26 protein-coding genes are annotated in these 25,797 nt (G+C 55.2%); 11 read left to right on the top strand and 15 right to left on the bottom strand.

Annotated features, from left to right (window positions below; all coding sequences use genetic code 11):
• The first annotated feature begins 1,025 nt into the window (after positions 1 to 1,025).
• From AC2FNV_RS12145 to AC2FNV_RS12135, 3 genes are all read left to right on the top strand, one after another.
• On the top strand, positions 1,026 to 1,508 hold the full coding sequence (locus AC2FNV_RS12145) for a fasciclin domain-containing protein (RefSeq protein ID WP_170603598.1): 483 nt from the start codon (positions 1,026 to 1,028) through the stop codon (positions 1,506 to 1,508).
• 400 nt (positions 1,509 to 1,908) lie between these two features.
• Positions 1,909 to 2,562, top strand: coding sequence for a pyridoxamine 5'-phosphate oxidase family protein (locus AC2FNV_RS12140; RefSeq protein WP_170603600.1), 654 nt, complete (start codon positions 1,909 to 1,911; stop codon positions 2,560 to 2,562).
• Between the two features lie 502 nt (positions 2,563 to 3,064).
• Positions 3,065 to 3,343 (top strand): hypothetical protein, encoded by a 279-nt coding sequence (locus AC2FNV_RS12135; RefSeq protein ID WP_170477373.1) that lies wholly within the window; start codon positions 3,065 to 3,067, stop codon positions 3,341 to 3,343.
• Between the two features lie 452 nt (positions 3,344 to 3,795).
• Here the strand turns inward: AC2FNV_RS12135 and AC2FNV_RS12130 are convergent, their stop codons facing one another.
• Together AC2FNV_RS12130 and AC2FNV_RS12125 are read right to left on the bottom strand one after the other, a co-directional pair.
• Complete coding sequence (locus AC2FNV_RS12130) at positions 3,796 to 4,551, bottom strand: FkbM family methyltransferase (RefSeq protein WP_496773413.1); 756 nt, start codon at positions 4,549 to 4,551, stop codon at positions 3,796 to 3,798.
• 527 nt (positions 4,552 to 5,078) lie between these two features.
• Entirely contained in the window at positions 5,079 to 6,104 is a 1,026-nt protein-coding gene (locus tag AC2FNV_RS12125; RefSeq protein ID WP_170603602.1) for a helix-turn-helix domain-containing protein, read from the bottom strand.
• Positions 6,105 to 6,223: 119 nt separating this feature from the next.
• Here AC2FNV_RS12125 and AC2FNV_RS12120 point away from each other — a divergent pair, with 119 nt between their 5' ends.
• The 4 genes from AC2FNV_RS12120 to AC2FNV_RS12105 all read left to right on the top strand — a co-directional run bounded on the left by AC2FNV_RS12120 (position 6,224) and on the right by AC2FNV_RS12105 (position 10,346).
• Complete coding sequence (locus AC2FNV_RS12120) at positions 6,224 to 7,603, top strand: metal-dependent hydrolase family protein (RefSeq protein WP_496773410.1); 1,380 nt, start codon at positions 6,224 to 6,226, stop codon at positions 7,601 to 7,603.
• Between the two features lie 277 nt (positions 7,604 to 7,880).
• Positions 7,881 to 9,035 carry an iron-containing alcohol dehydrogenase gene (locus AC2FNV_RS12115; protein ID WP_496773408.1) on the top strand — a complete coding sequence of 385 codons (1,155 nt, stop codon included), beginning with the start codon at positions 7,881 to 7,883 and terminating at the stop codon, positions 9,033 to 9,035.
• 253 nt (positions 9,036 to 9,288) lie between these two features.
• Complete coding sequence (locus tag AC2FNV_RS12110; protein WP_170603606.1) at positions 9,289 to 9,702, top strand: hypothetical protein; 414 nt, start codon at positions 9,289 to 9,291, stop codon at positions 9,700 to 9,702.
• A 56-nt stretch (positions 9,703 to 9,758) separates the two neighbouring features.
• Positions 9,759 to 10,346: a hypothetical protein gene (locus AC2FNV_RS12105; protein ID WP_170603608.1), complete on the top strand. Its 588-nt coding sequence runs from the start codon at positions 9,759 to 9,761 to the stop codon at positions 10,344 to 10,346.
• A gap of 701 nt (positions 10,347 to 11,047) precedes the next feature.
• Here AC2FNV_RS12105 and AC2FNV_RS12100 read toward each other — a convergent pair.
• From AC2FNV_RS12100 to AC2FNV_RS12090, 3 genes are read right to left on the bottom strand one after another with little or no spacing between them, the layout of a single operon-like run.
• A complete protein-coding gene (locus AC2FNV_RS12100) occupies positions 11,048 to 11,287 on the bottom strand; it encodes an alpha/beta hydrolase fold domain-containing protein (protein ID WP_170603609.1) in 240 nt (79 codons plus the stop codon).
• Positions 11,284 to 11,472 (bottom strand): LacI family DNA-binding transcriptional regulator, encoded by a 189-nt coding sequence (locus tag AC2FNV_RS12095; RefSeq protein WP_367648140.1) that lies wholly within the window; start codon positions 11,470 to 11,472, stop codon positions 11,284 to 11,286. Before AC2FNV_RS12095 ends, AC2FNV_RS12100 begins: the two co-directional genes overlap by 4 nt.
• 35 nt (positions 11,473 to 11,507) lie before the next feature.
• On the bottom strand, positions 11,508 to 13,136 hold the full coding sequence (locus AC2FNV_RS12090) for a dihydroxyacetone kinase subunit DhaK (protein WP_170603611.1): 1,629 nt from the start codon (positions 13,134 to 13,136) through the stop codon (positions 11,508 to 11,510).
• Positions 13,137 to 13,393: 257 nt separating this feature from the next.
• Here AC2FNV_RS12090 and AC2FNV_RS12085 point away from each other — a divergent pair, with 257 nt between their 5' ends.
• Together AC2FNV_RS12085 and AC2FNV_RS12080 are read left to right on the top strand one after the other, a co-directional pair.
• The gene (locus AC2FNV_RS12085; RefSeq protein WP_496773405.1) at positions 13,394 to 14,416 is read left to right on the top strand and encodes an aldo/keto reductase; all 1,023 of its coding nucleotides are present in this window, start codon (positions 13,394 to 13,396) and stop codon (positions 14,414 to 14,416) included.
• Between the two features lie 8 nt (positions 14,417 to 14,424).
• The gene (locus AC2FNV_RS12080) at positions 14,425 to 15,267 is read left to right on the top strand and encodes an amidohydrolase family protein (RefSeq protein WP_496773403.1); all 843 of its coding nucleotides are present in this window, start codon (positions 14,425 to 14,427) and stop codon (positions 15,265 to 15,267) included.
• Between the two features lie 13 nt (positions 15,268 to 15,280).
• On the opposite strand, the gene AC2FNV_RS12075 is transcribed toward AC2FNV_RS12080, so the two are convergent.
• Positions 15,281 to 16,021, bottom strand: a complete 741-nt coding sequence (locus AC2FNV_RS12075) for an SDR family NAD(P)-dependent oxidoreductase (protein WP_170603615.1) — start codon at positions 16,019 to 16,021, stop codon at positions 15,281 to 15,283.
• Positions 16,018 to 16,866 carry a sugar phosphate isomerase/epimerase family protein gene (locus AC2FNV_RS12070; protein WP_170603617.1) on the bottom strand — a complete coding sequence of 283 codons (849 nt, stop codon included), beginning with the start codon at positions 16,864 to 16,866 and terminating at the stop codon, positions 16,018 to 16,020. Before AC2FNV_RS12070 ends, AC2FNV_RS12075 begins: the two co-directional genes overlap by 4 nt.
• 131 nt (positions 16,867 to 16,997) lie before the next feature.
• On the opposite strand from AC2FNV_RS12070, the gene AC2FNV_RS12065 reads away from it, so the two are divergent.
• Positions 16,998 to 18,059, top strand: a complete 1,062-nt coding sequence (locus AC2FNV_RS12065; protein WP_496773400.1) for a TIM barrel protein — start codon at positions 16,998 to 17,000, stop codon at positions 18,057 to 18,059.
• A 1-nt stretch (position 18,060) separates the two neighbouring features.
• Positions 18,061 to 19,194, top strand: coding sequence for a Gfo/Idh/MocA family protein (locus AC2FNV_RS12060; protein ID WP_170603619.1), 1,134 nt, complete (start codon positions 18,061 to 18,063; stop codon positions 19,192 to 19,194).
• 16 nt (positions 19,195 to 19,210) lie between these two features.
• On the opposite strand, the gene AC2FNV_RS12055 is transcribed toward AC2FNV_RS12060, so the two are convergent.
• Genes AC2FNV_RS12055 through AC2FNV_RS12020 form a run of 8 tightly spaced genes read right to left on the bottom strand, consistent with a single transcriptional unit; the run spans position 19,211 to position 25,722 of the window.
• The gene (locus AC2FNV_RS12055) at positions 19,211 to 19,609 is read right to left on the bottom strand and encodes a cupin domain-containing protein (protein ID WP_170481658.1); all 399 of its coding nucleotides are present in this window, start codon (positions 19,607 to 19,609) and stop codon (positions 19,211 to 19,213) included.
• Positions 19,606 to 20,439, bottom strand: a complete 834-nt coding sequence (locus AC2FNV_RS12050; RefSeq protein ID WP_170481661.1) for a phosphoenolpyruvate hydrolase family protein — start codon at positions 20,437 to 20,439, stop codon at positions 19,606 to 19,608. The genes AC2FNV_RS12055 and AC2FNV_RS12050 overlap by 4 nt, the downstream gene beginning before the upstream one ends.
• A complete protein-coding gene (locus tag AC2FNV_RS12045) occupies positions 20,439 to 21,623 on the bottom strand; it encodes a Tm-1-like ATP-binding domain-containing protein (protein WP_170481664.1) in 1,185 nt (394 codons plus the stop codon). The genes AC2FNV_RS12050 and AC2FNV_RS12045 overlap by 1 nt, the downstream gene beginning before the upstream one ends.
• Positions 21,620 to 22,558: a carbohydrate kinase family protein gene (locus tag AC2FNV_RS12040; RefSeq protein ID WP_170603621.1), complete on the bottom strand. Its 939-nt coding sequence runs from the start codon at positions 22,556 to 22,558 to the stop codon at positions 21,620 to 21,622. The genes AC2FNV_RS12045 and AC2FNV_RS12040 overlap by 4 nt, the downstream gene beginning before the upstream one ends.
• A complete protein-coding gene (locus tag AC2FNV_RS12035; RefSeq protein WP_170481670.1) occupies positions 22,555 to 22,842 on the bottom strand; it encodes a hypothetical protein in 288 nt (95 codons plus the stop codon). Before AC2FNV_RS12035 ends, AC2FNV_RS12040 begins: the two co-directional genes overlap by 4 nt.
• Positions 22,839 to 23,936 (bottom strand): ABC transporter ATP-binding protein, encoded by a 1,098-nt coding sequence (locus AC2FNV_RS12030; RefSeq protein WP_170603623.1) that lies wholly within the window; start codon positions 23,934 to 23,936, stop codon positions 22,839 to 22,841. Before AC2FNV_RS12030 ends, AC2FNV_RS12035 begins: the two co-directional genes overlap by 4 nt.
• On the bottom strand, positions 23,936 to 24,805 hold the full coding sequence (locus AC2FNV_RS12025; RefSeq protein WP_170603625.1) for a carbohydrate ABC transporter permease: 870 nt from the start codon (positions 24,803 to 24,805) through the stop codon (positions 23,936 to 23,938). The genes AC2FNV_RS12030 and AC2FNV_RS12025 overlap by 1 nt, the downstream gene beginning before the upstream one ends.
• A complete protein-coding gene (locus AC2FNV_RS12020; RefSeq protein ID WP_170481679.1) occupies positions 24,805 to 25,722 on the bottom strand; it encodes a carbohydrate ABC transporter permease in 918 nt (305 codons plus the stop codon). The genes AC2FNV_RS12025 and AC2FNV_RS12020 overlap by 1 nt, the downstream gene beginning before the upstream one ends.
• Positions 25,723 to 25,797 lie beyond the last annotated feature (75 nt).

Here is a 25,797-nt window from a genome sequence, read left to right as displayed (position 1 = left end):
CGTCATCAGGCTGGTGAACGCTGCACACATTACCCATGGCTACTGGCCGCATGCACGGCATTGGGCAGGGATGACGCCGTGTTTTTAGATTGACCGCACAGTGTTGGGGAATTGCCCAAAATACGTGTTGGTCTAATCACCTGATTAAACTAACTGACCAAAGTCACACTCCAAATGTGACATTTCCCATGCCGCTATCGGCGGCACTGTCAACTTGAACCCGCTTTTAACCGTCCTTCGGTAACGCGGACTTTTTTTTCTGGTCCAGTGGCTCTATGTGTTCGGTTACTACCGCAGACAGCCCGTGTTGCCTTGTCCCCTGTAAAATTGGCAGCACGGGTTTTATATGTTCCAGAGCAGTCCATTCAATTGTGGTTCCCTACGCAATGAAAGCGCAGGTGCTTTCGCACCATTCGTCGCCAACCACTCAAGCAACGACGCCCACTGATACTGCAAACTGTTCATGGAAAGATAATCCCGCTGCTGTTCTGGCTTGCAATTTAGATGTGTGGGATTGTTCGGGGTCATTTGCGCAAAGCAAATGTTCAACTGATGATGCCTCGGTCAACGTTGAATATAAAAACCCCACGCCTTCGCTTGGGTGGGACAGGAGGCGTGGGGCTTTTTGAGGGGTGTTGGGTGTGAAACTCAAACACCCTAACACTCAGTCAAAACACAAAACTCATTACAACGTTTCCAGAACAAATTAGCGCTTGTCTAAAATGGGGGAAACGAAATTGGGATTTTGTCGAATTTACTGCGAATTTGGAATCGTCTTAGTGGACAAAACAACAATTTGCGTCTTCAATGTTACCCATAGCGAAACAGTTCCACGTCAGAAATTCAGACACAAACCATAAAACTAGGACTGTCCGAATCTTGATTGGGTTAAACCAAGAACCAAAAGATCGTTGTTTGGCAACCGGGCCTATAGTGTGCCGTAAAAAATGGTTTAGCCGCGGAAATGATATCTACTGGCTGAATCGGTTCGTAGGACCGACTCGAGAATAAAAGGAGAAACACCCATGAATCGTAGATTTGTTCTGAAATCAACCGTTGCAGCGGGCCTGATGGCCCTTGTTGCAGGATGCTCCACCGGAGGGGATGATATCGTCGATGTAGCCTCGTCCAGCGACCAGTTCTCAACACTTGTGGCGGCTGTTTCAGCTGCAGGATTGGTGGAAACATTGCAAGGTGACGGTCCATTTACAGTATTTGCTCCGACCAATGAAGCCTTTGCTGCCCTTCCAGCCGGTACTGTTGATGACCTTTTGAAACCGGAAAACAAGGACCAGCTTGTTTCTGTCCTAACGTATCACGTCGTTCCCGGTAACTTCCCCTCAAGTTCTCTGGCCGGGCAGAAGGGTTCGCTTACAACCGCTCAGGGTGGCTCCTTGACAGCTGATGGAACCGACGGCGTAAAAATTAATGGAGCAAACGTCATTTCTCCTGATATTACAGCTTCCAACGGCGTAATCCACGCAATCGACACGGTACTACTTCCCTAGTTGGTACCGTGCATCGGGCGAAATTGAAGTCCCCCGTTAGTCCGGGGGCCAAATATTGCCAAGAAAAAGATTAAGGCCTTTCGAAGAAGACCAGATCTAAGAATCTGGTACTCGCCGTTTGCGGTCAATAATCGATATTTCGAAGTGATAGCCCTGTCGTTGGATTGGAAGGACCGCACTGCAGTAGACGGTCGCTTTGTTCTAAGAGTAGACCTTGGCGCTTTGAAAACCTAGGTCTGCTATTCACCCTTGAGCGGACATCTGACAAAATTGCGAGGATGAACGCATCGAGCCCAATTTGACCGGTCCTGCAACTTGCCTCCTTGCCCACTCGCACCTTAAGCTTTTCACCGAAACACATTGTTCCCTGGTTTTTATCTGAGCAGTATTTGGAGGTAAGATGCCCAAAAACAGAAAACTCAATACTGCCTTCCTAGTTCGTAGTGAAAGTGATCTGAGGTCGCAATTCTCAGCAACGCAGGAAATTGCTGTCAAAAAGTGTTTAAAACATATCGATGATCACGCTCGGGTGTTTATTGAAAGATCTCCATTTGTTTGCATCGGAACGCAATCACCGGATGGGTCCGCAGACGTAAGTCCCAGAGGTGATCCCCGCGGATTCGTAAAGATATTGGATGACAAGACCCTCTTGATCCCCGACAGACCGGGTAACAATCGGCTAGATACGCTTTCAAATATTCTGACCAATTCCAAAGTTGGCCTGCTATTCTTAGTGCCCGGATTTGATGACACTATGCGGGTAAATGGTCACGCGGAACTCACGCGTGATCCCGACCTGCTTTCCACGATGGCCGTAAATGGACGTGTTCCCCAAATTGCCATCGCGGTGCATGTTGATGAAGTTTTTATTCATTGTGCGAAAGCCCTTCGCCGATCAAACCTTTGGGATCCAAGTCAGCATCAGAATCGTGAGGACGTTCCTTCTTTAATGAAGATCATACTGGATCAAACATCTGTCGCGCCTTCCGATCCCGAGGAGCAACTTAGGTTGGACGAAAATCTGGAGCGAGAGTACCGCCAGACAATGTACTGACCTATATCGGTACGGTACTTGCTGTCCAAAGCAGTTACTTGTTGGACAGCAAACACGGTCCGCTTAGTTCGCAAAGCGGTCACTCGCCTTTGGTCCCAAAAACGAAGCCCAATGTTACGCGGAAATGGCTATGATCGAGCAGGGTGGAATATGCCTCAGCGAAGCGTGAACTTTTCGCCAGATGGTCCGACGCCTAAGTTGGCCGATACAGGAGCTCGTTTATGAAGAATCGCGACTGCCACCGCGATGCTGATCTGATTCAAGCGCGAATGCGCCCGGCTGGGATTTCAGGTTAAAATGAAGATTGCCGTGGTTGAAACGACTTGCGGTTCCTGTAGCGCAACGAATGGCGGCATCGTCCGTAAATTCAAAAATCCATTGATCTTTGGGTTGGCTTAAAAAGGCTTTTGTTTAGCGGCTCGGTCAGCTAATTTTATGCCCATACAAGATTACAGAACATGCAGGGGTGCGGAACCTTCGGTTCAGTTCAAAGGTAATCAAGATGCAAAAATACTCAGTTCCAGTTTACTACCGCGCAGTCTTGTCAGTTGATTGCATAGCCATCCTTGAAGTCGAAGCTAGCAGCCCAGAAAGGGCTCGCGAGATTGGCTTGGCTGAGGTTCAAAAGAACGACGACTTCGGACTTCCGAACGTAAAGGGGAAGTTTCAAGTCGACACTGATCTAAAGGTGGTCGCATCCGAAACCTTCGACGCGACAGACTGGGGCACAGAAGATGTTGCCGTCGAATTGTCAGACGTTGTTGAATTGGCCGACGCATAGATTAGCCTCGGTAGCCCGCTTTGGTGCGTGATACTGCCTGTTTTGTCATATCCTTTGCGGCCGTACCGACGCGGAACCGATAAATTGCTTGGCGAGTTTGTCCATATTTGGTGTGGATTTTTAGGGTATACCTGCCAGTGACCTACAAACCACCGGACTTTGATGTCATCAGGAGTATGTGCAATGTATTGTTTCTGCATGAGTAGGTGCAAATAATCCCTTACCATTTGCAAGCTCGTTGCGTAGCCGCATGTGCAACTCTTCTGAAAATTAAACAGTATCAGTTTTGTTTTCTATCGCGCAATAGTTTTTCAATATGTTTCTTTTAAATACTAAGCCAAATTCTGAATTGCGTAAAAAAGTACTGGGTGTTACGGTGACTTGATAAATAAAAAATTCTGTCTTTAAATTAGAGAACCAACAAAATATTTAAATGACCACTTCGAACTGAATCAGATATTATCACTTATTAGCAGTTCGTATTCTGGCGAATTTTTATTGTTTGGCATATCTAATTTGTGAGGCAACGTGCAAGAGTTTGAAAGTTCTGCGTGTTTACTAAAAGTTAGCTCGAGAACTAATGGTAAATTGTCATCCAATCTAATCGGGGCGTAATTATTTGCGTGTATATGAACTAAACTTAGTCCACATTTTCTTATAAATTCTTCAATTTCATCCAGATGAATGTCGCAATCATGCAGCTCTATCACCATACCGGTAACTCTATCTTCATTATTCAAGATGTCACTCAAAAACCGGTACTCGGAGCCTTCAACATCAATTTTTAAAAAAACGTTTTTATTACCTGCCTCATTTAAAACTTCCAAAAATGTGCAATGAGATTCATTAAGTGTTGATAGCCCAACAAACTTCTTTATGTGCCTACGCTTTCCTTGAAAAAACTTCCTATATGAAATCACTTTTTTTACGCCATAAAGGCTAAATGGGTTTTTTATAGTCTCGACCAATACGCGCTTGAGCCAAAAGCGAAAATTTACGGAAGCGTCGTAGGCAATGACTTCAACATCTTTATGTTTTATGAAATCATTTTCAAAGCTCCAGTCATCACAAATTCCTAACCCAATTAATAAATCGGATTTTTCAATATCTGACATTGAAACCAGATAACCTCCATCGTTCTGCCTTCCAATTCTCACCAAGTCATTTGCTTGACTAAATGAAAAATAGCTTGGCAGACGCGCTTTCATGGTTTTCCCTTTTGCTGTACTAACCGCTGTTGTTTTATATTTGCCTAAAATTATAGTCAAAAATGGGGCAAAGCAAAGCTTTTAATAAATTTCTATTTTTTGTGGCTAAAAAAATACACATACAAAAGTTTTCGAAATTATGACTATTCCCACTCTGTGACCGGTGCTGAGCCACTCAATGGATTTTTGTTAAGAATACAAAAAACTCTTTCCTTAATTTCCCAAGTGAAATCGTCCGGCGTCTTTGAGTCGTTCTTGGCGCGAAAGAATTTCGCAGCTAGTTCGGGATCGACCGATAACTTCCTTTAATCAATCTGTAATTTATAGAATAAATTGTGTTACGTTTCATTGCCAATCATTCTTTGAATTAAGTTTCTGATGTTATTTGTATTTCATTAATGCTAACGGACATGGGTGAGAACTCAATAACTAGATCACCCCGAACGGCCTCAATGTCTGCCCGCTGTGTGGAACCGGACACCAGACCAAATGACACAGGTGTCCGAGTTGAACCCTAAGTAACCAGTTCAGAAAGGTGCAAACTGCTCCTGCGCCACTGGAGCATACCGCCGCCTCAGTTTCTCAGGAGAGGTGTCAAACCAGCGATGACAGGCACGCGTAAATGCACTGGCATTCTTGTAACCGAGGTCGCGTCCAATTTGGGTGATGGAGCGCGTATCTTCTTTCAGCCAAAGATCAGCGAGATGCTCCTTTGCGCGATCAATGAGTTCCGCGCCGTTGGTGCCGTGTTGGGCGAGTTCTCTCTGCAGCGCCTTCGGATGCGTCCCCGCGAACTCGGCTAGCCCGTCCAAACCAGGCCAATCAGAATAGTCAAACACCCGAAACAGCGCAACCAAGTCCAGAGGTTGTTGCTGCATGGAAGTATTATCCGGCTCAGTGTTTCTGGGAAACGGGGATTGTTGCATAAGCCAAGCTGCTGGGAATGACATCCTCAGCCCCCAAGCATCGCCTTTCTTCACATTGGATGACGGCACCAATTCTTCTGGGATAGCGCGAGGATCAAACACATGAATTTCAACGTCGCTTTGATCCCAAACTGTTCCTAATCTCGTTTTCAGCATTTCCGACCATGCAACAACATCCCAAGCGTCGGCTTGCCCGGGCGGTTGCGACGCCTTGAGGAAGCGTCTGCCGACCAAATTGGCGCGCTCTGCATCAACTATGAGCTGGTAGCGCATCGAGACTTGTACTGTCTCAACAAAATGCATCCAGGCCACCAGCAGATCACCCAAGCTGGGCGTGTTGCTCATGGTGGTCGGAGGCACGAAGCCGATGCTCCACTCATACTCTCGTCCGATCTCCGCGCAATGGTAAGGATTTCCCGACAGAACCGCTGCCTGCGTCGAGGCTAGATAAACGCAGGCGCCCGGAATGGATTGGCTCGGCTCATCAAAGACTGTCGGTCGCAGCAAACACCCCTTCAATATTTGATTGCGATCCGCACCCAACTTACAGGCTCGGTCAATGACCTCGGCCAGAAACTTCGACTGCATCACAGGAAGCGTCGTTAGTGCGGTCTTGGATTTGTTCAATGAGTTATCCTTACTGGACTGAGAAATTCGGAATTGTCCAAAAATGACAACACGTGAATTCTCTACTTCCTGCTAACCTACATTCAAGGTCAGAATTTACAAATCAGGGAGATATATTGATGGGCGTCCAATTCCATCCATCTGCATCACTCAAGACCGTTGCGGCCGCCTCGGCGTTTGTCATTGTGGGACTTTCGGCGTCACAAGGCGTTGCGCAAGAAGAAGACTTTCCGATCCTTTTCACGAACGTCCACGTCTTCGATGGTGTCAATGAACAGCGGATCGAGAATGCCAACGTTCTTGTTGTGGACAACCTCATCGCGGAGGTATCCGCTGAGCCGCTTGCGGTCGCAAATGCGCGGATCATCGACGGCGGCGGTCGAACGCTGATGCCCGGCCTGATCGACGCGCATGTCCACATGACGATCACGGAGCCGCTCGCCGATCTGAGGGACAACTTCGATTGGATGTATTGGGGCGCAGTCTCAACCATTGAAGCAGAAAAGATGCTTCTGCGTGGTTTTACTACTGTCCGCGATGCCGGTGGCCCCGCGATTGGACTGCATAAGGCGATTGAACGTGGCAAAGCAGTCGGACCGCGAATTTATGCATCGGGACCGGTTATTTCACAAACCTCCGGACATGGCGAGCACCGGCTTTACACCGAACCGCACCCAAATTTCATGGGTGCACATCCATCTTTCTTCAATCAGCACGTAGAGTTTTTGGCAGATGGTGTGCCTGAAACACTTCGTGCGACACGCGAGGCCCTGCGCCTTGGTGCGGTGCAGATCAAAGTCATGGCTGGAGGTGGCGTATCCTCCAGCGTTGATCCCCTGCATACGGTGCAAGGATTGCCCGAAGAGTTGGAGGCATCTGTTCGGGCGGCGGCTGATTGGGGAACCTACGTGATGGTGCACGCCTACACAGACGCATCCATCGTGCGCTCGATTGAGGCAGGCGTCATCAGTATCGAACACGGACAACTGATGACAGAAGTCGGTGCTCAGGCCATCAAGGATGCGGATGCGTGGATTGTGCCTTTCTATTCGCTCTTGGGTTTGGAAGAGCAGGCGGTCGTCACGGCATTGGGGCCGAGTGCTGGTGCAAAATTCCTAAGCGTGCAGGCCGGTGCGAGAAAACAAATGCAACTGATAAAGGACTTTGGGATCGAGAACGTTGCGTTCTCAACGGATATCATCGGTGATCCTGTTGCGTTGACCAAGCAGAACGATGAGTTCAAGTACCGTCTTGAAGTCTGGAGCAGCCACGAAATCCTGCAGCAAGCGACCTCGAAGACAGCCGAACTTTTGGCACTTTCTGGCCCGCTCAATCCCTACCAAGATGGCCCCTTGGGTGTAATTTCGGAAGGCGCTTACGCCGATCTTCTTCTTGTGAAGGGTAACCCTGTCGACGACGTTGAATTGCTCGTCGATTACACAAACAACATCGACCTCATCATGAAGGACGGGGTGATTTACAAGAATACACTCGATTGAGTGTTGCGCGGGGTGAGACAACTTCGGAACTCCGCGCATCTATTTTCTGAAGTCGAAGTAGTGGCTGGTTTCGCTTCGTCGGCGACGACCGTTTCGTCCGCAAGGCAATTGTTGGCATTGTCAGCATTAAGGTCTTGTAATCGTTCTTAAACAGTCAGCTGAACGAGATTTATCGCGCTATAACGCTGAGCCGCCACGAACCCGATCATGAACTTTCTTTTTTGAACCGGCTATTGCGCAATAGGTCGGAGAATTTGGTCTGAATGCGTAAGGAGGAATGGCCGTTGCCCGGCCTCGAATTTTCTTGTTCGCTTTGAACGCTCAGGTTTCTTTGGTTACAGGGGAGCTTCTTATGGTCACCGGTACCCTCGGGCGAGTGCAATCGCCTCGCATTATTCGGATTGGCGGCGCGGCCAAAGAAACTGCAGAGGTTCTTGAACAACTGGGGTTGTTGCGACCGTTGATAATTACCGACGCCAAGGTGTCGAACTTGCATCTGTCGACACTTACCGATGTTTTGGACGGCGCAGGCATGGTGTGGGGTCTCTTTGATCAGGTCGTTGAAGACCCGACAGATGTGTGCGTCGACGCCGGGCTCGCCGCCCTACAGTCGGGTGACTACGACTGTGTAGTCGATTTTGGGGGCGGCAATCCTATGGAAACGGCGAAGGCGGTTTCGTTCATGAGCGTGAACTCGGAGCATGTGCGGGATTATAAAGAGCCTGCTCAAATCGACCGCTGCGGCGTGCCCATCATCTTAATACCTACAACGGGTGGCACCGGTTCTGTGTTAACGCGTTGGTGTGTCATCACGGACACCGAGAGCCCGGAGAATTATTACCTTTCAGGGCTAGCCTGCGTCGCGACAGCGGCAATCATCGACTGGAACTTCAGCCTGACAAAACCTGCAAGAATCACAGCCAACACAGCGGTCGATAGTCTGACCCACGCAATTGAAGCCTATGTCAGCCGCCGTGCCTTTCCCTATACCGATGCCTTTGCCTTTGCACTGTCGGCGGCTCAGGCGGGAATGGCATTTTCCAACGCTTCAGTCGCTTTGGTGCACGGAATGAGCCGTCCGATAGGCGCCCACTTTCATGTGGCCCATGGACTTTCAAATGCAATGCTTTTGCCGACCGTAACATCTTTTTCAGTAGCTGCTGCACCTGCACGCTATTCGGCCTGCGCGCGGATTATGGACACGGCCGAAGATGGGGATACAGATGCCACCGCTTGCGCCAAATTGGTCGACGGATTACGCAGCCTGAACACCGATCTGGCGGTGCCGTCACCGAGAGCGTTGGGGCATGACGCCGATGAGGCCATGTTGGAGATAATGGCGCAGCAAGCTCTTGAAACAGGATCGCCGAACAACAACCCTCGTGTTCCGACAAAAGAAGAAATTGGTGGTCTCCACAAAGAAATATGGTGAGCTCGCCAACGTTCGAGCGCATTCGCGACACCGCTGTACAGCGAATGGCTGCTTTGTCTGCAAGCTGGCAATTGTCGAATTCTTGGCTAGCGTCTGAAGTCTCGCGAGGCGGATATTCAAGACCGAATTCGGTTTTCTTTGATAAACGACCATTCGGCAGCATTCACCAGCCACAAGGGAAAAATAGTCAAACGACTCAGTTGAGCTCAGAATGGACACTCTTTCAGGTCCAAAGTGATGCCCGCGGGGTGTCATGGATGAATTGAATGCCAAAGCAATCGCGGTTACCCTTCCAATAGGCGCTATCTCGGTACTAACCAGAATGAAAACCTCTCTTCGAAACCCATATGCTTCGCGAAAGTTTGCTAAAATTCCTGACGACATGGTGGCGATCTCTCGGGTACTGGCGGTAAAAGCTGGGCTGTTCGAGCTCGCACGCGGCGGAAATACGGTGGATGGGCACCTTCTGATTCCTGCGGTTTGTGACTTCTCTTGTTTGCTTTCGTCACGAAAAAAACAAAACCTAATATCTATTCAACTTGTCCACACTATCAGCGACGCGAAGTCGATAATTGCAAAGTCCATTTTATTGGCTGATCGCTTGCGAGCGTTCCGATCCGAACTCTTCACAGCCGCTAAAGCTGGTCTGAGTGACGCCACAACATGAGGTAAGCATAGCGGTACTGAGTGTCGCCTTGATCAGATCCAAAAGGAGAATTCGACATGACGCCGGCGCAATTGGAGTTTACCGTTGTCGAACGCATGTGGTCTATGCTCCCGAGCGTGCGCCGTGATTACGAATTGACGCAAACCTTCACGCTGTTCTCTTCGATCATCATTAGAGTCCATCAAAGCTTACATGCCCGACACGGCAGTAACGAACTCTTGGAGTACATCGAAAGATATCTTGTTTGGCTCGCGGAAACGCCGTTTGACGTTGCCTTTAGTCTAAATGGAACCCCGCGTCGTCCACTCGAACGACCTTCTGAGTTTGACGACATGTCTATGCTGAAAGATGCTAACGGTTCTTGGTCTGCGTACGAGTTTGTCGCGGCCCTGCACCGCGCAATATCCGAATGCGATGGCAGATTTGTTTTACCCATTCTGCACAATAATTCTCTGTGCGCTTTCAACTTCCTGCTTCGTTCTAGCGTCGGAAACCAGTTGCAAGACGGCTTTCATGTTCGTCTCAGTCAGGCCGCGCTACGCAGTATCGCCGATCAGATCGCCAGCACTTACTGCGGCGCTCTCTCAAGCACTTTCAACGAAAACGAGATGCGCCGAGCCATGCATCTAAGGGAAGGTATCTAGTTGCATTGCAGCCCATGCACGGCCCGGATCGGTATTCAATTGGGGAGTTGCCGCGAAACAAAGTTTAATGCCGCGCGCCTCTGTATATCGCGTCAGAAATGTAAATCAGACAAAGGCGCAAGCGGATATTTGTGCGCCTGCTCAAGGCCGCGCATGGGTTGGAGGCCCTTAAAGCGGAAGTGGCAGCTTTTCCGAAAGGCAAACATGATGTCCAGGTCGATAGTATGTCTCAGACGCTCCGAGTATTGGACTGTCGACATCACACGATACGGCATTGTGGCAGATTCAAGGGGTAGGGTACGGTGACTTGGTGAGTATTAGTGGCTCAGTGAGCGAAACAGTAAGTGCTTTGAATTCAAATTATAATTCTGAAGAAATTACCGTTTTCCGTTCCCGGAACGAGAGACAAAAGAGCCACTTTGAAAGTCAAAAGCAGCGGATTGAAAAAAGGGTGGGCGGCGTGCCGGATCTACGGGGCCGGATGCGCACATTGCGGCCGTTGGGAGTGGGCATAGAGGCTGAAAGTTGGGTTTTCCTTGTCTGAACGACGGCTCAACGGCGCATAGTTGTCATCTGAGCAAAATACTCGGATGACCGAGTTGAGCCCAAAGCGGACTTTGAATTTTGGAAAAAAAACACACGCAAGGCGAGATCATAAGGACAAGAATTGATCTGATCGCCAAGCACTCTCCATGCCGAGGTCACGCATTTTCAGGGTAGAGCCTGCGACCTAACCACCGCCCCGCGGAATCGCCGAAGAACAGAATGTCATCACCTGACAAACCTTCCTCGGCCAATGCCTTGAAGACTGTAACCACTTCGTCGGTGATCTGTGTCCACTTCACATGTGAAGCTGGCGTGTAGTCGAAGGATATCACTTGGAGACCGGTTATCGCGGCGATGGACATTGGTCCCGGCAACAAAGCCTTTGCGGAGTTCATTGCGTAGCCGCAGCCGTGCGTGTACACGCCAATCTTGTCTTGCGAGGTGTGCCCCTGATATAGCCAAGCTCTGCGATCGCCTTGTTGACTTTCTCGATAGTGAAGCCGCGTACGCCGGGCCTCGCATTCAATACGCGGTCAACGGTCGCAAGCGACGCTCCAGCGACGCGGGCAATGTCATTCACGGTGGGTTTCTGAATAATAGTGAGGCCGTCTTCTATCAGTTTGCGCTCTCCAGCGCTTTAATCAGACCTTCGAACAGAAGCGCAACAGCCTCCGCGCCCGGATCGTTGTTTCCTATGAGGTTCTCGGATGGCACATAAGCTGCGCGTCCGGCCTTGGCCTTGTGGATCGATGCCGTGCTATCTGCACCCGTACGGGCCGCAGCGGCGGCAGCGGCCAAGCCACCCGACATTGCATCAAGCGCCGGGGCCAGCGCGTCGACCATGGTACGATCCCCAATCTGTGCACCACCCACTTCAGAGACTCGTTTCAGCCCTTCTTTGAGGGCTTTCTGGACCGATGCGCCGCGCGCGCAGGCATCACCTGCCGCGTTGAAATAGATCGCGAGGATCACGCCAGAAGAGCCGCCCATGGTCTGGCTGAGCTCATTGCCAAGCGCCGGGAAGAACTGCGTCAGGTCGGCAAGCGGCATCTTGTCGAGATTGCCTTTCAACGCCCGCGCTGCGGTGGCGAGCGTACTGCCAGTGTCGCCGTCACCAGACTTTGCATCGAGCGTGTTTAGGGTCGCTTCCGCGCCGATCAGGAGATCGGCAACTGCCTCGATGACCGCGCGGGTCTTCGGGCTTGCCGAAGGGATTGGCGCGGTCGGGAGGAGTCCGTCGGGTATGGGCGCGACGGCCACAGGTCCGATTTCCGCCAGTCCCGGCCAAGCGGGCATCGGGACAGGGGCGGCGAGTGCGGCCAGATCTTCAGCCGATGCGGGCAGGACCGAGACGGAAAAGCCGTGCATGTCGAGCGAGGTCATCATCGGGGCGGGGCCGATCATGTGGGTGGCCACCCCGGCCTCAGACAGCGCGTGACAGAGCACCGACATCTCGAGCGGCGTAGTCGAGCCGAGGTTGTTCATCAGGGCGACGCAAGGCCCGTCCTTCATGTGAGGGACGAGCTTGTCGAGAATGATCTGCATCGCGTCGGCGGCGCCAGCGAAATCAACCTGCTCAACGCCCGGTTCGCCATGGATGCCGAGGCCAAGCTCGGCCTTGCCGGTCGGGATGCGATCCTCCTTCGGGGAGCCCGGGATGGTGCAGGTATCGAGGCTCTTTCCGATGGAGGCGACATTGGCGATGATGCGTTTTGCGGCGGCGGTGATGTCCGCGAGGGATGCACCGGCCTCGGCCATGGCACCAGTGATCTTGTGGACGAACAGCGTTCCGGCCACGCCGCGAGGTTGCGGCAGGTCAGGGAGGGCCACGTCATCGTCCACGACCACCATCTCGACCTGGTGGCCAAGCGAACGGGCGCGCTCTGCGGCCAGGCCGAAGTTCAGACGATCGCCGGTGTAGTTCTTGACTATTAGCAAACAGCCCGCGTCGCCGGTGACCGCGAGAATGCCCGCCAGCACGGCTTCGACCGAGGGCGAGGCGAAGACCTCGCCACACACCGCAGCGGTTAGCATGCCGGGGCCGACAAAACCGGCGTGGGCCGGTTCATGGCCTGAGCCACCGCCCGAGATCAGGGCCACCTTGGAGCGATCCCAATCGGTGCGGTGAACGACCTTAATATGCGGATAACCATCGAGCCGCGCCAGGGCCCCACCCGAACATGCAAGCAGCCCATCGATGGCTTCCTTGACCATGTCGTCCTTGGCGTTGACGAATTGTGCCATACTGTCCTCCCCCAAGCTGCCGGTGTGCTGGCAGTGCGCAATCTGCCCACCTCTGATAGGATGAATAGCGATTAAGCTTGAGTATATGAGGTACGCACCTCAAGTCCAGATGTTTATGGCTACCCCGCGCCGAGCGGACGCTTGCATAATGTCCAAAGCCCCGCATACTGCGGGATTAACGGAATGTTGGACGTATTGCAGCCCGGTACCAGCCAACGCATCGCAAGGGATCGGTCACTCGGGCAGGGAGGCCAACTTTGAAAACGCGCCATTTCGATCGCATTGGCGACTGCGGTGTCGCCTTGACGGAGATTGGCTTTGGAACAGCACCCATGGCCAATCTCTATCGGCCCGTCGACGTACAGGACGCCCGGAGCATCTTGGAATTGGCCGGGGAGAAAGGTTTTCGCTATTTCGACATTGCGCCGCTTTACTGTCTGAGTCTGACGGAGAACCGCTTGAAAGGCTTTTTCCGCGGCAAGCCGCGCGATGTAATAGTCGTCTCGACCAAGGTGGGGCAACTTCTGGACGAGTGCGGCGTGGAAGACCGGGCCGGAATCCGAAAGTGGTTCGACGGACCCTGCCGCCGCGAGTTCTACGTCTACAGTTATGACGGTGTGATGCGTTCGGTCGAGACCTCGCTTGAGCGGATGGGGCTGGATCGGATTGCCATTCTCTATGGCCACGATATCGACACCTATACCGACGGATTGCAGGATTCCATGGAACAACACCTTCGCGCCGTTCTTGGTGGCGGCCAAAAGGCTCTCGTGGAGTTGAGAGAGCAGTGGGTCACTGCCGGGTTTGGGGCACGGACTGAAGGAATGGTGACCTGCCGAATGGCTGGTCGATCATGGCGACCGGGACATCATCCTTCTTGCCGGGCGTTTCACCCTGCTCGAGCAAGAGGCGTTGACGCCCTTCCTTCCCAAATGTGTAGAACGCGGCGTCGGGATTGTCATCAGCCGCCCCTTCAACTCGGGCATTTGGCGACCGGTCCGCGCGAAGGGGGCGCATTACAATTACGATCCCGAGCCGGCCTAGATCCTCGACCCGGTGCACTGGATCGACCCGGTGTGTCAGCACCATGGTGTGCGCCTCGTCAACGCTGCGTTTCAGTTTCCGGCGTGCCACCCGCCGTTTTTTCGGAGATCCCGGGCAGGAAGGCACTGACCAAGATGACCTCGAACCTTGAACCCGCCAACGCAGTCATGCCGACCGCACTTTGGGCCGACCTGATGTCGGACGGCCTATTGCTGACAAATGCGCCAACCCCGTGAGACCTGCCATGCCCCTTGTCGATGCACACCAACACTACTGGAACCCCGCGCGAGGGGATTACAGTTGGATGCCGCCGGATCACCCGATCCTGACCCGGGTCTACGGCCCCGGGGATTTGCAGCATTCTCGCGAAGCGGTCGGTATTGACCACACCGTGCTCGTCCAGGCCGCAGAAAGCATCGAGGAGACCGAGTACATGCTCGGGATCGCCGACGCGACGCCCAGTGTCGCCGGTGTCGTGGGTTGGATAGATTTCGAGAACAAGGACCACCGGGCGCAGCTTGAGCGGCTTGCACGACACCCCAAGTTCAAGGGCGTGCGGCCGATGATCCAGGACATACCCAATGTCGACTGGATGCTTCGGGACGATGTGCAGTGGGCCTATGATGCGGTGACTGATCTGGACCTTGCCTTCGATGCCTTGGGCTTTCCGCAACACCTCGACAATTTCCTGACGGTCTTTTCCCGCTATCCCAAGATGCGGGTGGTCGTGGACCATTGCATGAAGCCCCAGATCGGCGCGCACACCGAGGCGCGCTTTGCGCATTGGGCTGAGCGGATGACGCGCATCGCCGTGGAGACCGGCGCGTTCTGCAAGCTCTCAGGGATCATTACGGAGGCTAGCGAAGACTGGTCGGCGGATACCTTGCGCCCTTATACAGACCACGTTTTACAAGCCTTTGGGCTCAATCGCGTCATGTGGGGGTCTGACTGGCCAGTCTGTAGGTTGCGCGGTGAATACGATGCGTGGCACACTGCGGCACAGGCCCTCACCGCGCATTTGTCCGTGGCGGATAAAGCGAAGGTGTTCGGTGAAACCGCCGTCGCATTCTATCGCCTGGACATCTGAAACTGCGGATCGATCAATAGGTTGCCCGTCCCCCTGACAGATCGAAAACGCCTGATGTCGTGAACGAGTTCTCTTTCGAGCAGAGCCAGACAATCATCGCAGCGGCTTCATCGACTTCGAGAAAGCGCCCACGGGGGATCTTCGAGAGCATGTAGTCGATGTGTTCCTGTTTCATCTGATCGAAGATGCGGGTGCGGGCGGCGGCGGGTGTGACGCAGTTCACGGCAATGTCCATGTCGGCAAGCTCTTTTCCCAGCGATTTGGTAAAGCCGATCACGGCAGCCTTCGACGCAGAGTAAGCGCTGGCGTTGGGATTGCCTTCCTTGCCGGCCACCGACGCGATATTCACGATCCTTCCATAGTTTTGCGCGCGCATTGTTGGAACCACGGCCTTGTTAACATGGAAAGTGCCCAACATGTTGATCCGCATTATGTCGGCGAAAACGTCGACAGGGTAGTTCTCGACAGTTGCGTTCGGTCCGGCGACGCCCGCAGAATTGACAACAACATCGATTCGCCCAGTTGCCTCCAACGTCCTCGCGCAGGCCGCGCCAACACTGTCCCAATCGCTGATGTCCACGTTGATGGCTAGAGTGTCGCCGCTAAGTTCCCTGGCTTTTTCTTCTGCCAGCGCAATATCCGTGTCCCATATCACGAGGCGTGCGCCACGGCTCCGCAACTCGGTTGCGACCGCCCCTCCGATTCCCTGAGCGCCGCCAGTAACGATTGCCGTATGTCCATCGAAGTTACTCATGCCGCGTCCCATCCGTTTCGAATGCAGTCATATCCGTCGCGATAATAGGCTTCTGGCGATTCCGCAAAATCCCGCCAGACCCGTGTGGCTGCGGCCAACTCGGGCAGTCCCCGTCCAAAGGCCTCAATCGTAAGCCAACGGTCATAGCCACTGGCTTTGATGGCCTTGAATGTCTCAGCCCAAGGAACATGGCCGCGCCCTGGCACGCCGCGATCATTTTCGGAGATGTGGATATGAACAACGTCCCTGGCATTGCGGGCGAAGGCATCCACAGGGTCCTGCTCCTCAAGGTTTGCGTGGAACGTGTCGTACATTGTCTTGATGGCCGGATGATTGAGGCTGCGTGTGTAGGCGCAAAGATCACCCATCGTGTTGGCGAAGTAGGTTTCAAACCGGTTCACCGCTTCAAGAGCGATCACTTGCCCATTGGCTGCCGCGTGATCACCGACAATACGGTGTACTTCCCGTGCGCGCTCGAATTCCGCTTCGCTGGGGCCTTCACCAGAGAAGTGTCCGAGTGTCTGGTGCAAGGGACCTCCGATACCTTCCGCCCCAAGAGCCGCTGCGCAATCGACCAGCCATTTCAGATAATCCTCGCCGCGTTTGCGGTCGGCCTTATCCTCGCTGAGGATATTCATGTCCGGCGTAGGAATGACCGAGATTGCCGTCCGGCCGAGGTCCAGGGCATCCAGCATCGCGCCGGTTCTGGCATAATCATCCGGCGTCCCGGCAAAGATCGGAACCTCGACACCGTCGTAGCCAGTCGCCTTTATATCCTCCAGGAGCCTCTTGTGTTCTTCCCCCAGGGAGGTCGTCCAAAGGAGCATGCAGAATCCGATTTTCATAAGAGTGTCCCCCGTTGCCGATGGAGAGCAGCATAGACCTCGATTTAACATCGTGAAAGCAAGATCTGAGGGGCGTACGTCAAAAAAAGATTGCTTTTGCGGCCTCAACCCGAAAGCATGACGTTGAAATAATGCAACAGCGGGAGGATGCAATGGACGGGAACGCTTTCCCAAAACTACACAATGCGATGTGGCCGGGGCTTGTCGGCAAGGGCGAAGAAGAACCTCCGATTGCGCTCGACAAGATGCTGGATATGACTGCGGCTGCCGAGGTTGACGGCACCAAGTTTGACGGCGTGGATCTGTTTTTGGCTGACCCGCATACATCGATCGATGTCGACGATGACGGGATCAAGGCGCTGGCTGACAATGTGGGCGGTCGCGGGCTCTCGATTGGGTCCGCGGTCGCGCCGGTCTGGCCGCCCGTTGGCGGCGGTTCTGCTATGGACGAGGGTGAGGGGCGCACCGCATTTCTGGCAGCCGTCGAGAAAGCCTGCAAGATCATGGGGCGGCTCCGCGACCTAGGTGTGCGGCAAGGCGGTGTTGTGCGTATCGACACGGCGACCGGTGTCAGCGAATGGGCCGAGGACCCGGCGGGCAATACCGCCAAGATGGCAGAGACGTTCCGCCAGGCCTGCGACATTGCCGCGGATCACGGCGAACGGCTGGCCGCCGAAGGCGAGATATGCTGGGGTGGTATGCATTCCTGGAAGCACATGGTGGAGTTGTTCGAAGCAGTGGATCGACCGGACGTTCTGGGCTTCCAAGCGGACCTGGCCCACACCATGCTTTACGCTATGGGGTACAACGCGCCTGAGCACGCACTGATTTCCGCCGACCAACTTGACGACCAAGCGGCCCTTGACGATGCGCTCGGTACAATAACCGACGCGCTTCGCCCTTGGACCATCGATTTCCACGTCGCGCAAAATGACGGCACGGTTCATGGAAGCGGCAGCCACGACAAGACCGGCCGGCATTGCATGGCAACCGATCCGAACGGGAAGCTCGATGTAGTCAAGCATTCCGGCTTCTGGCTGAACAATGCGGACGGCACGCCCACGAAAGCGATGCGGCATATCTGCTGGGACGGCTGCATGTTCCCCAACGCGGTGCTGGAGGATCAGCAGACCTGGAACGATATCCTCGCCACCATGATCAAGGTGCGAGACGCCCATGGGTGGAGTGAATGAGATGAGCAAGAAAAAGCTAAGGGTCGGCATGGTCGGCTATGGGTTCATGGGGCGCACGCATTCGAACGCATTCACTCAAGCGCCTCGTTTCTTTGATCTCGGCTATGAGCCGGAACTTACGGCGGTCTGCGCGCGCAACAAGGAACGGGCTCAGGCGTTTGCGGATCAGTGGGGCTACGGCAGTGTCGAGACCGATTGGCAAGCGCTGGTTGCGCGAGACGACATCGACCTGATCGATATCGCCGCGCCAAACGACATGCATCACGACATCGCCATCGCTGCGGCTGAAGCGGGCAAGATGGTGATGTGTGAGAAACCGCTTGGGCGGACTGCTGTGGAGTCGGCCGAGATGGTGGCGGCGGTGGAAAAGGCAGGTGTGCCCAATATGGTCTGGTACAATTACCGGCGCATTCCGGCGGTAACTCACGCCAAGAACCTGATTGAATCCGGCAGACTGGGGCGGATCTTCCACTACCGAGCGCAGTTCCTTCAGGACTGGACGATTGCAGACGACTTGCCGCAAGGCGGCGAAGCGCTCTGGCGTCTGGACAAGGCGGTGGCGGGATCGGGGGTCACTGGCGATCTGCTGGCGCATTGCATCGATACTGCGATGTGGCTGAACGGCAGTATCGAAAAGGTTACTGCCATGACAGAGACTTTCATCAAAGAGCGGCGGCACAACCTCACCGGCAAGATTGAGGCGGTCGGCATCGACGACGCAAGTGCCTTCATGGCCCGGTTCGGCAATGGTTCGATGGCGCTCTTCGAGGCGACTCGCTATGCGCGGGGTCACAAGGCCCTTTATACGCTCGAGATCAATGGTGAGAACGGCTCGATCATCTGGGACCTGCATGATCTTCACCGGCTCCAGTATTTCGATCATAGCGACGAAGGCACGGAACGCGGTTGGCGCTCTATACATGTCACGGACGGCGACCACCCCTATATGGGCAATTGGTGGGTGCCGGGGCTTTCAATTGGTTATGCGGAGAGCTTTGTGCATCAGGCGGCGGACTTCATCGCCGGTCTCGACGGCACTCCAGCGGCGCCGACATTTGCCGATGCACACAAAACCGATCTGGTGACGGATGCGGTTCTGAAGTCGGCAGAAACGGGGCAGTGGGAAGCGCCGTAGCTTGAGCCAGAATTGGTTAGCGAAGGTCCTTCCAGGGCGCTTCGCTGGCCACGTCGACCAACTCGTATCCCTGATCGCCGACGCAGGGCCCGAGAATGGCAAGAAGCTTGGCGTCGTTGTAACCGACGTTGAAACTGGCATGGACGACGCCGGCGCCGATGAAAACGCTGTCACCGGGGCCGAGAATCCGCATTTCCTGATCTAGCCATTGTTCGACCTTGCCCGAGATGCAGTAAATGACCTCTTCCTGATCGGGGTGTTTGTGGAAATCGTGCCCATTGCCGGGCGTGATGTTCACTTCGATCACGGTGAGCTGCCCGGCACCCGTGGAGGGCGGGTGCGACATCCACCGGAGCTTGCCCCAGTCGAGCTCTTCAGGCGGGGTGTCGGCAGACATCATGAAAGTTCCTGTCATTTCTTCTCTCCGATTTCGGTGAAGGCGCGCGTTTGTGCGACCAGAGCGGTTTCCGAGGGCAGACGCTCCATCGAGCTGGCACCGTAGAAGCCCTGACAGTCCTTCGCTTTCTCCAGCACATAACTGGCGTCGCCCGGCATCGCGATCGGGCCACCGTGGCAAAGAACGATGACGTCCGGGCTGGCGTCGCGCGCCGCTTCGGCCATCGCGTCGATTTCCCTCACACATTGATCGAGGTTGAGCGCGGTCTCGGCTCCGATATCACCGCCAGTGGTGAGGCCCATATGCGCGACGACAATGTCAGCTCCGGCGGCGGCCATCGCGTGCGCCTCGTTCGGGGTGAATGCGTAGGGCGTTGTCAAAAGGTCTTTTTCCCGCGCGGCGCCGACCAGATCGATTTCCAGGCCGTACCCCATACCGGTTTCTTCGAGATTGGTGCGGAAGGTGCCGTCGATCAGCCCGACGGTGGGGAAGTTCTGGATGCCAGAGAACCCGAGCGCGATCAGATCGTCGAGGAACTTGTCCCGGATCATGAATGGGTCAGTGCCATTGACGCCCGCCAGAACCGGTGTGTTCCTTACGACTGGCAGAACCTCCTTCGCCATGTCCACCACAATATCGTTCGCGTTGCCGAAAGCGAGCAGGCCGGCCAGCGACCCGCGCCCGGCCATCCTGTAGCGTCCGGAGTTGTAGATCACGATCAAGTCGATACCGCCCGCTTCCTCGCATCGTGCGGAAAGGCCCGTACCGGCTCCACCGCCGATGATCGGGCGACCCTCGGCGATCTTGGAGCGAAGGCGCGAGAGGATTTCGGAGCGGGGAATAGGCATCAGATGATCTCTTTCAGGGCGGTCAAAGCGGCGTCGGCGAACGCGGTCGTGTTGAGGTTGTGTGGCACAGATACCAGACGGCGGCTCTCCGTCGGGATCACGTCGGCCTGCAATCGGTGGGTCAGGGCGGCCAGCGCCTCGGGGTCGTGGAACGGCTGCCCCTGTGCGTCAATGGCAGAGACGCCGCCTTCGGGGATCAGGAAGCGCACAGGGCCGGTCATCGCGTTCAACCGCTCTGCGATCCAAGCGGCGAACTTGTCATTCTCTTCCGGTGTCGTACGCATCAGCGTCACTTGCGGATTGTGGACATGGAACGTCCGGTCCGCGAATTTCTCTGGGACGGTCTCGCGCGCGCCGAAATTCACCATATCAAGCGCGCCGACGGAGCCAACGTAAGGGATGCCTGTCCGGATCACTGCGCCGAACCGGTCCTCCGTCGCCGGGAAAACGCCGCCCACCAGCATGTCAGCCACTTCGGTCGTCGTCAGATCGAGCACGGCTCCGATCAGGCCGCTGTCGACGAGCTTTTCCATCGAGCGACCGCCGGTCCCGGTGGCGTGGAACACGAGCGGATCGAAATCGACTGCAAGCGCGTCCGCGACATGGCTGACCGCTGTCGTCGTGACGCCGAACATAGTCAGGCCGATGGCGGGCTTCGCATCAACAGCCGGCACCTCGTTCAGCATCATGCCGACAAGCGCATGGGCTGCGTTGCCCAGGACGCGCGCTGAGATGCGGTTCAGCCCCTGCACGTCGGTGACAGAGTACATCATCGCAATGTCGCTTGGACCGACATAGGAACCGACATTGCCGCTGGCGACCGTCGAGACCAGAACCTTGGGTGTGCCGACGGGCAGGGCGCGCATGGCAGGGGCCAGAAGTGCGGTGCCGCCGGAGCCGCCCGCGCCGATCAGGCCGCCGATCCAGTCGGCTTCGCGCACATAGGTCTCAAAGGCCAAAGCCATTGCGCCGACAGCGACCCCCCGATCCGTTTGGGTTAGCACTGCCTCGGCCCCATCAGGGTGGTAGGCGGCAACGGTCTCGGCCGAGATGGTGGCGCTTCCCTGACCGGTGGTTCCAAGATCGATGGTGCGAACCTCCAACCCGGCCGCGCGGATCAGCTGGGCAATGTATGAGAGCTCCTTGCCCTTGGTGTCGAACGTGCCTGCTACCCCGGCAATCATTGGCGCCAGCGGGCCATCTCGGCTTCGACCTGTGCGCGATCCACGATCCCGGCATCCGAACCCAAACCGCTGGCGACAAGCGATGCTGATGCCGTGCCCAGATGTGCGGCCTCCGTCAAGCTGCGGTCGTCGGCGAGCCCGGCGATGAAGCCTGCCGTAAAGGCATCCCCGCAGCCGGTCGTATCGACAACCTTGATGTCATAGGCGGGGACGTGAATGCGGTCTTCGCCATCCGCGATGATTGAGCCTTCGCTGCCCATGGTCAGAACGGGGCATTTCACGCCGCGCGATTGGAAGAATCTGATGTTTTGTTCCACGCCTGAGATGCCGCTCAGAATCTCCGCTTCTTCGATGGATGGAATGAAGTAGTCGATATGCTGCAGGAGTGGTTCGACGAACTGCCATGTGTCCGGCCCCGCCCCCACGAGGTCCCAAGTGGTCACACAGCCTGCCTCCTGCGCGGCCTTGAGAAGTCGCGCGCTGGGTGCGCCATCGAGCTTAGCCAGAAGGCCGGTGCCGCCAAGGTGGAAGAAGCGGCAGTCGAGAACCTTGCGCAGCATGTCGTCAGACACGTCGAAGTGATCCGAAGCGCCGCGGCAGTGGAGCGCTGGGCGCTCGCCATTCGGGCGGACATTGAGGATTGTGGCCGAGGTCTCGACACCTTCGAGCCGCCGCATGAGGTGGCAGTCGATGCCAAGGCGGGCCATGTGGTCAAGGACGAAATCGGCCTTCTCGTCGTCGCCCACGGCTCCAACCGCCTGACAGTTCAGTCCGAGTTTCGCCAGATCGACAATCGTGCCCCCCGCCGTGCCCGCAACCGTTAGCCGGATCTCGTCGATGAAATCGACATTACCGCCTTCAGGGATCGCCACGACCGGACGCCCCAAAATGTCGAGAATATAGAGCCCTACAACGGACACATCGAAGCCACTCATCTCAGGGTTTCCAGGTATTCAACGTAGAGAAATGCGGTCCCCACGCCGAGCGCGGCGGCGACACCAAGGATAACCAGCACGATGATAACAGCTTTCCGAAGGGCACTGAAAGGCACGCCTTCCCGGCAAAGCGGCACAAGGTTGAAGGCCAGTGCGCCGATCACCACCGTCACGCAGCCAATCGAGAAGAGCTGCAACGAAAACGGCTGGAAGATGAAGATGATCGAGATGACGCAAAGTCCGATGATGCACCGTTCAATCAGTTTCGCCTGTGCTGCGGTCATGGCGCGCTCCTTAAAACCTGTTCGTCTTCCGTGAAGATATGGGTTGTGTCCGGCGGGAACCGTGTGTGCATAAGGTCGCCTTCGGACAATGGCACACGCCAATCTGTCACAAGTCGCAGATCGTGATAGCCGTCATGCATGTGGGCGAGGGTCTCGGCTCCCATCGGTTCGACCATGTCGATCTTTGTCGACAGGCTGTCTTCGGTGGGCTCAACGCTCATCTCGAGGTTTCGTGGCCGAATGCCGAGTGTGACTTTCGCGCCTGGCGAGAGTTTGGATACCGCCGGATCGACCTTGATCTTCAGTGACTGCTCGCCCTCGAACGCGAAATCCGCCAGGCCGTCGCCGTTTGATCCCTTGAGGGTCGCCGGTATCAGGTTCATCTGCGGGGTGCCGATGAAGCCCGCAACGAAGAGGTTGGACGGGGTTTGGAAGACGTTGTGCGGCGTGTCGACCTGTTCGATCCGTCCATCCCGCATGACGGCAATCCGGTCGGCCATCGTCAGCGCCTCCAGTTGGTCGTGGGTCACAATGACGGTGGGGCGGGACAGGTCTTGCAGGACCTCCTTGATCTCGCCACGCATTTCCTCCCGCAGTTGCACATCGAGACGTGAGAGGGGTTCGTCGAAGAGGAAGCACTGCGGGTCTCGGATGATCGAGCGGCCGACGGCAACCCGCTGTTTCTCACCCTCGGCGAGTTGGCTTGGCGTGCGCTTCAGGATGCTCTCGAGTTGCAGGGTCTTCGCGACCTGCGCCACGCGCTTTTCTATCTCGGCGCCCGAAAGCTTCTCGGCATGGAGCGGGTAGGCAAGGTTATCGGCCACCGAAAGCGACGGATAAAGCGCGTAGAACTGAAACGACATGGCCACGTTACGTTGCCGCGGCGCCAGTTCGTTTACCCGTTTACCGCCGAGCATGACGTCGCCTTCCGTGGCCGCTTCAAGCCCCGCGACCATTCGCAGGGTGGTTGTTTTCCCGCAGCCCGACGGACCGAGCAGACAGAGCACTTCGCCGTCGCCCACGTCCAGGTCAATGGCATCGACGGCGGTCAGCGACCCGAAACGTTTGGTGAGTTTATTGAGTTTGATCGTCATTATTTCTTGACCGTTCCGAAAGTGACACCGCGCAGAAGCTGGTTCTGCAGAAGGAATGTGACGAAGAAGATCGGGATAAGGAACAAGGTCACGATCGCCGCCAGCAGGCCGTAATCCACGCCCACTTCTCCACCAAGCGTGCGCGCCATTGCGACGGGCACGGTCCGCGTCTCAACCCCGGTAAGGAGGAGGGCAAAAAGGAACTCGTTCCAAGTCAGGATCAGCCCGAATACGAAGGTGGCCGACAGGCCCGCAAGGACTTGCGGGATGCAGAAGTTAAAGAAAACCCGCCGTTCGGTCGCGCCGTCCATTCGGGCGGCATCCTCAATTTCGGGGTTCAATTCATCAAAGAAGGATTTCACCAACCAAACCGAGAACGGAATGTTGAAGGCGGTGTAGAGCAGGATGATGCCCCAATAGCTGCCCGCCAGACCGCTGAGGCGGAACATCAGAAAGATCGGAATAATCACGACGATCGGGGGCATCATCCGGGTAGTGAGGATGATGAAGAGATAGGTGTCGTTGCCTCTCAGCGGATATCGCGAGAAAGCATAGGCCGCTATTGTGCCGACGATCAGGGCCAGCCCCACCGAAGTGAAGGCGATGAAGATCGAGTTGAAGAAGTATAGGCCCATATCGGTAGCTTGACTGTTGCCCGTGGTGATCGAAGCGCGATAGAAGACGCTGGTGAAATTCTCGAAGGTGGGCGTGAAGAACAGTTTCGGCGGCACGGCCAAAGCGTCCGTTCGGGTCTTGAAGGCAGTCAGGATGATCCAAAGCACAGGGAAGAAGTATATGAGTCCGACAACCGAGGCGACCGCTGTGTAACCCCATCCGGCCTTGCCGATTTCGCGATGTTTTCGAGCCATCAATTCACCTCCTCGGCGCGCCGGTTGACGGAATAAAGATAGAGGTTGGTCAGCACGATCACGATGAAGAGCACGAAATAGGCGAGTGCTGAGGATTGACTGGTTTTGAAGAACTGGAAGGCGGTTCTATAGAGATATACCGCGATCGTTTCGGTCGACGACCCGGGTCCGCCTTCCGTGATGATGTAGACGATATCGAAAAGCTTGAATGTCTCGATGGTACGAAAGAGCACGGCAAGCAACAGGAGGGATTTGATATAAGGAAAGGTTATAGTCCGGAACGTGCGCCACTTGCTTGCGCGGTCGATCTCTGCTGCCTCATAAAGGTATTTCGGAACCGACACGAGCCCGGCCAAAACCAGAAGCATCACAAAGGGCGACCACATCCATGCATCAGCAATCACGATCCCGATAATTGCACCTTGTGGCGAACCGAGCATGACGAACGGCTCCGAGGTGAACATGTTCAACACGTAACTCACGACTCCGAAAGTCGGCTCGTAGAACAGCTTGAAGAACACGCCGACCGAGACGAATGACAACATCATCGGCGTCAGTACCAGCATCAACACGATACGGCGCATGGGAAAGGCCTTTGCAAACAGCAAGGCCAGCAGAAAGCCGACAATCAATTGCAAGAGAACTGAGGAGCTAACGATGATTGCGGTTGTCTGGAACCGTTCCCACACCTTTTCGTCGGTCAAGACGTCGCCGTAATTGTCCAGCCCTTTGAAGCGCGGAACACGTTGACTAGACGCCTTGTAATTAAAGAAGCTCAAGCCAAAAGACCAAAGAAGCGGGAAAATATTCATCACGAAAAGGATCAGTATTGCCGGCGTGACCAGCAGCGCCCCCCGCCGTTTCGGATCGAGTAGCCAAGCGCCAAAACCGCCTTTGGTAGATGCAGTGTCCGCCATATGAAGGGCCGCCCTCGTTAGGAGAAATCTGGGAAATCAGGGTCCGACCGAAGCCGGACCCCGCGTAGAGTAACC

The sequence above is a fragment of the Ruegeria sp. BHSA163 genome, assembly GCF_059613365.1.
This window is presented reverse-complemented; position numbering and strand designations above follow the sequence as displayed.

Bases quoted from the DNA above. Each gene is read 5' to 3' on its own strand.
- AC2FNV_RS12145 (WP_170603598.1), top strand. From the start codon at position 1,026: ATGAATCGTAGATTTGTTCTGAAATCAACCGTTGCAGCGGGCCTGATG.
- AC2FNV_RS12140 (WP_170603600.1), top strand. From the start codon at position 1,909: ATGCCCAAAAACAGAAAACTCAATACTGCCTTCCTAGTTCGTAGTGAA.
- AC2FNV_RS12135 (WP_170477373.1), top strand. From the start codon at position 3,065: ATGCAAAAATACTCAGTTCCAGTTTACTACCGCGCAGTCTTGTCAGTT.
- AC2FNV_RS12130 (WP_496773413.1), bottom strand. From the start codon at position 4,551: ATGAAAGCGCGTCTGCCAAGCTATTTTTCATTTAGTCAAGCAAATGAC.
- AC2FNV_RS12120 (WP_496773410.1), top strand. From the start codon at position 6,224: ATGGGCGTCCAATTCCATCCATCTGCATCACTCAAGACCGTTGCGGCC.
- AC2FNV_RS12115 (WP_496773408.1), top strand. From the start codon at position 7,881: ATGGCCGTTGCCCGGCCTCGAATTTTCTTGTTCGCTTTGAACGCTCAG.
- AC2FNV_RS12110 (WP_170603606.1), top strand. From the start codon at position 9,289: ATGGATGAATTGAATGCCAAAGCAATCGCGGTTACCCTTCCAATAGGC.
- AC2FNV_RS12105 (WP_170603608.1), top strand. From the start codon at position 9,759: ATGACGCCGGCGCAATTGGAGTTTACCGTTGTCGAACGCATGTGGTCT.
- AC2FNV_RS12100 (WP_170603609.1), bottom strand. From the start codon at position 11,287: ATGAACTCCGCAAAGGCTTTGTTGCCGGGACCAATGTCCATCGCCGCG.
- AC2FNV_RS12090 (WP_170603611.1), bottom strand. From the start codon at position 13,136: ATGGCACAATTCGTCAACGCCAAGGACGACATGGTCAAGGAAGCCATC.
- AC2FNV_RS12080 (WP_496773403.1), top strand. From the start codon at position 14,425: ATGCCCCTTGTCGATGCACACCAACACTACTGGAACCCCGCGCGAGGG.
- AC2FNV_RS12075 (WP_170603615.1), bottom strand. From the start codon at position 16,021: ATGAGTAACTTCGATGGACATACGGCAATCGTTACTGGCGGCGCTCAG.
- AC2FNV_RS12070 (WP_170603617.1), bottom strand. From the start codon at position 16,866: ATGAAAATCGGATTCTGCATGCTCCTTTGGACGACCTCCCTGGGGGAA.
- AC2FNV_RS12065 (WP_496773400.1), top strand. From the start codon at position 16,998: ATGCAACAGCGGGAGGATGCAATGGACGGGAACGCTTTCCCAAAACTA.
- AC2FNV_RS12060 (WP_170603619.1), top strand. From the start codon at position 18,061: ATGAGCAAGAAAAAGCTAAGGGTCGGCATGGTCGGCTATGGGTTCATG.
- AC2FNV_RS12055 (WP_170481658.1), bottom strand. From the start codon at position 19,609: ATGACAGGAACTTTCATGATGTCTGCCGACACCCCGCCTGAAGAGCTC.
- AC2FNV_RS12050 (WP_170481661.1), bottom strand. From the start codon at position 20,439: ATGCCTATTCCCCGCTCCGAAATCCTCTCGCGCCTTCGCTCCAAGATC.
- AC2FNV_RS12045 (WP_170481664.1), bottom strand. From the start codon at position 21,623: ATGATTGCCGGGGTAGCAGGCACGTTCGACACCAAGGGCAAGGAGCTC.
- AC2FNV_RS12040 (WP_170603621.1), bottom strand. From the start codon at position 22,558: ATGAGTGGCTTCGATGTGTCCGTTGTAGGGCTCTATATTCTCGACATT.
- AC2FNV_RS12035 (WP_170481670.1), bottom strand. From the start codon at position 22,842: ATGACCGCAGCACAGGCGAAACTGATTGAACGGTGCATCATCGGACTT.
- AC2FNV_RS12030 (WP_170603623.1), bottom strand. From the start codon at position 23,936: ATGACGATCAAACTCAATAAACTCACCAAACGTTTCGGGTCGCTGACC.
- AC2FNV_RS12025 (WP_170603625.1), bottom strand. From the start codon at position 24,805: ATGGCTCGAAAACATCGCGAAATCGGCAAGGCCGGATGGGGTTACACA.
- AC2FNV_RS12020 (WP_170481679.1), bottom strand. From the start codon at position 25,722: ATGGCGGACACTGCATCTACCAAAGGCGGTTTTGGCGCTTGGCTACTC.